Source organism: Flavitalea antarctica (genome assembly GCF_054461535.1).
The window spans coordinates 1-3849 of sequence record NZ_JBTLQG010000076.1 but is presented as its reverse complement, the minus strand read 5'-3'; the positions used below and the strand labels follow the sequence as shown (position 1 = coordinate 3849).

The 3849-nt window shown below is 39.3% G+C and carries 4 protein-coding genes; all 4 read right to left on the bottom strand.

Annotated features, from left to right (window positions below; all coding sequences use genetic code 11):
• Positions 1–139: 139 nt before the first annotated feature.
• The gene (locus ACX0G7_RS27180) at positions 140–646 is read right to left on the bottom strand and encodes a hypothetical protein (protein WP_458926699.1); all 507 of its coding nucleotides are present in this window, start codon (positions 644–646) and stop codon (positions 140–142) included.
• Between the two features lie 122 nt (positions 647–768).
• Positions 769–1419, bottom strand: a complete 651-nt coding sequence (locus ACX0G7_RS27175; RefSeq protein ID WP_458926698.1) for a hypothetical protein — start codon at positions 1417–1419, stop codon at positions 769–771.
• 217 nt (positions 1420–1636) lie between these two features.
• On the bottom strand, positions 1637–2284 hold the full coding sequence (locus ACX0G7_RS27170; RefSeq protein WP_458926697.1) for a hypothetical protein: 648 nt from the start codon (positions 2282–2284) through the stop codon (positions 1637–1639).
• 838 nt (positions 2285–3122) lie between these two features.
• Positions 3123–3680: a hypothetical protein gene (locus ACX0G7_RS27165; protein WP_458926696.1), complete on the bottom strand. Its 558-nt coding sequence runs from the start codon at positions 3678–3680 to the stop codon at positions 3123–3125.
• Between the last annotated feature and the right edge of the window lie 169 nt (positions 3681–3849).

The following is a 3849-nucleotide window of genomic DNA, read 5'->3' as shown; positions in this document are numbered from 1 at the left end:
TCTGAGGGCGAAGGGTAGTTGAAATTTCCCTTCCACCTATCCTTTGCTTTCAAAGAAATATTTTAACTCACACGATAAGTCTTATACATAGGATACCATGTTATGTGTAGGGCGCTATAGTGATGAATACTGAATTCCATTATTTCTCTATCGGTGTAGCCACTTCTGGTGCCCATTTTGCAAGTTTGAAACACAGTAATTGCGTTTTTGGAAATTGGCCATAAATCCTTTTAATACCGGAAGCAAAAACCAAATTTAAATATTCAGATTTAAATGCGGTTTCCTTCTCACCAGACCATAGCAAAAACATATCATCAAAATGGATTTCCCGAATTTTACTAACTATGCCAAGAGATACAACAAGTACCTGATTGTTCGAGTGAATCGAAATTGCAATCCATTTCACTCCATTACCTCTAAATTCAGCTTTTTCGCCAGTGGAAAATAGGACTTCGACCTTTTGGAATGTTCGATTTCGCGTTAGACTATCTGTTGCTCGTCTGAGTTGCACTGAATCCTTACCCACGAACCTGAAAAAATGCTGATCCGTTGTATGAAATGTAACCTTGCTAACTATCGATAACCTGTCCTTATGAATCGTACCGACATTCTGCGTTAAGACTAACAGAGCAAAGAATAAATTCACTATCATGAGGTTGACTTAGCCTTACACATAACGTAAAGGTATTGGCGAAGGCGGGCAACACTCGGTTTTTAAATTACTTGGTACTCGCTGCCCGCTTTTGCCAATACCATGTTGTATGCAGCTTATTGTTGGGGTGTAGCTTTTACTGCACCAACACTTGTTACTGTTCCAAATTCTTTTAAATGATTTTCGTCTTTCTTGGTTGTTTCATTTTTTACGACCTCGTACTCAACGGTCATTTCATAACCTGGTTCATACTTTATTATTTGCGTTTCGTCAAGCGGAGTCTTTGCGTAAAATGTTTTCATTTCTTTGGATTTTTTATTCGCCATAACTATTTCATAAAGTCCTGATGAAATTTTCGTCTGACTTACTAACTCACCATTGAAAAGCAATTTCTTCTTGTTTTCGGCTTCGTATTCTTTTTGTATCTGTTTAGACAGGCCGGGACAGTTGAGTTGAAGTTTACCAACAACTTCATTCACCAGCTTGAGTTGGCCAACTTGTTTGGCAGGGTCAAAACCCAGTCTTTTCAGGGTGTCCGTATACTTTAAGAGTACCGCTTTATAACAGGAGTCTATTGAGGTTGAAGGCTTGTTATTTCTCATTGTCGAAAAAGTGCAGTTGCAAGTTTCTAATGAAATAGTTTTATAGATTTCTGTTGTATCCGCTGTGATATAATCTGTCTGACTAACCAGTCTCTCACGTTTAGGCGTTTGTCCACAAGCAAAAATTGTAAAGAAAAAAATTATCGAAAATGTTAGTGATTTCATCTTTATGATTTGGTTTCTAGTTGCATACAACGTGGAAGTTTTGGCGAAGGCGGGCATAGCTTGGTGTTTTGTTCGACAGGTAACTGGCCGCCCGCTTTTGCCAATACCATGTTACAGGCAGTTCATTGTCTGAGGGTTGTCCAAATATTGTCAAAGTGTTTAAATTAAGTCTTGATTTCATATTCAAATTTGCTCCGCCGTTCTGACCTTCGGTGCGTTATATGCACCCTCTCCTGTTTTGAATTTCAATTGCATAGTTTATTAGGTATGTTTGCCCACTCTGCGTTGCTAACTCAATGTACTTATCTAATAGTGGTGAATTAATGACGTTCAGCGAATGTAAGACAGCTATTTTTTGATACTCTTCAATATCAGCATACTTTTCTTTATTCCAAAATATCTCCGCATAGCTTTCGACTTTGTCAGCATCCAGTTTTGCCAATTCCATCAAGGAGCGTCTGTTCACATACTCTTCGTCATCGTTGACAAATTTTTCCAGAAGAGATACCGCTTTTCCTTTATCTGCCAACTTGTAGAGTTGAACTGCTAACTGCCACTTATCCTCCCTATGTCCTTTTGAAATTGCATATTCTGATAAAACTATTAAGAATTGTCCGTCCAACAGGCTTGAGAGATGTTCCATTTCATTATCTCTTGCTATTATGTAAAGAAGTCTTTCTTTCTCGTATGAAGTTAATTTATTTGGATCTGTTACGTTTATCAATGCTTCAAATGACTCATAAATTGCCTCCCAATGGTCATAATCACATTCCCATTCACCGCCAAGCTCTTCTTGGGGAATGTCGAACTGTGATTGCGCCCATAAGTCAAATTTATCAATCTCGGCAAAAATTTTATGTCTCATACGGTCTGTCTACAATTGCCTGTAACGTGGTAGTATTGGCGAAGGCGAGCAACAACTTGATGTTTTGTTCGTCATGGTCTTCGCTGCCCGCTTTTGCCAATACCATGTTGTAGGCCGTTTATTGGTACTTGTGCATGTTTTTTTTAAGATAATTATTCGCTGGCAAATCAGCTGACGGGTGCGATATAAATTTCCCAATGCAGCTACTGATAAGAGAATCACCCAAATTTTCCGGATATGAATATTTTTGACTGTCAGTGCTCGTAATCACAATTTCATTGTCCCTAATAAGCCCGGCAAGAGTATACTTCCTCTCAATACGGTTCCGGCCTGGAGTCGCTGGGCTATATAAATACTCAATAAGCAAAGTATCCCTTACTGTTTTATAAACTCCCCAGAAAACATACGGAGGATTATCATCGAATGCCTTATCAAGTTCGGCTGCCGCGGTAAAGATTCCGTTCCAATGCCCAACTTTGCAAAACCATCAGGAAAAAATTGAAGAAAGCCATAGCTAGGCTTAAATGAAACACCAAAAACTTCTCTTACTCGATAATACCCCAATACATTGATTTTAGATGTCGAGTCAAAGGCAAATGCTGAATCGTAAAGCAAGAACTTTACGTTCTCGCCTTCAATTTCGGCAGTCGGCTCAGAGAAAGTCATCTCACTACAACAAATGAAAAAGAAAGACAAAATGACTATGTACTGGATATGGTTACGGAATGGCATACAACGTGGAAGTATTGGCGAAGGCGGGCATAGTTTGATGTTCGAATCTCTAGGGTATTGACGCCCGCTTTTGCCAATACACTGTTGTGTGCAGACCTATGCGCAGTCAGGGATTCAATACAAAGGTCCACCATGCAATAAAGCCCATTAGCAAATAAATTGTTATGTCTGTGCCAATCGAAAAGCTCTTATCTGCCCGAGTAGGAACATACCCATTTTCCTTCCCTTGCCAGTTAACACCGGTACGAGTATATGAAACGTGTATTGGCTTTGCATCACCACCTGGGTATTCTGGAAAATGCAACAATAAGAAAAAGCGTAAGATTAACAGATAGATAATGGGAAACGATATTGCTAATAACGCTGGAAAGGTAAACGTGGTGAGTACCATCTTGATTAACAGAATGCAAAACGGTAAAGCTGCTATTAAACAGTACTTCCGGAATAAATTGTTGTCTATAATTGATTGCGAATTAGAGAAATACACCAAGAAAATGCAAAAGCCTACAATGTAACAATGATAATTGTGGTGATAGACAAAATCTCCATCCCAATATACAATATCTATGGCTGTTAAGACAATAATCACTGCATACAGGAAATACCAACCTTGTTTGGTAGTGGCAGCGCTTTCCTCTTGCTCTTTAGCGGAATCGATATTCATATCTTTTCAAAAATGCAGGTTGCGGTTTGCACACAACGTGGAGGTATTGGCGAAGGCGGGCATAGCTTGATATTTTATTCCACACGACACTTGCCGCCCGCTTTTGCCAAGCATCTATGTAAAAGCGATCACTCGAGCTGCCTAATTTTGACATGGGATACATCGTTAA

Excerpts from the sequence above, each read along its gene's own strand:
- ACX0G7_RS27175 (WP_458926698.1), bottom strand. The coding sequence starts at position 1,419 with ATGAAATCACTAACATTTTCGATAATTTTTTTCTTTACAATTTTTGCT.
- ACX0G7_RS27170 (WP_458926697.1), bottom strand. The coding sequence starts at position 2,284 with ATGAGACATAAAATTTTTGCCGAGATTGATAAATTTGACTTATGGGCG.
- ACX0G7_RS27165 (WP_458926696.1), bottom strand. The coding sequence starts at position 3,680 with ATGAATATCGATTCCGCTAAAGAGCAAGAGGAAAGCGCTGCCACTACC.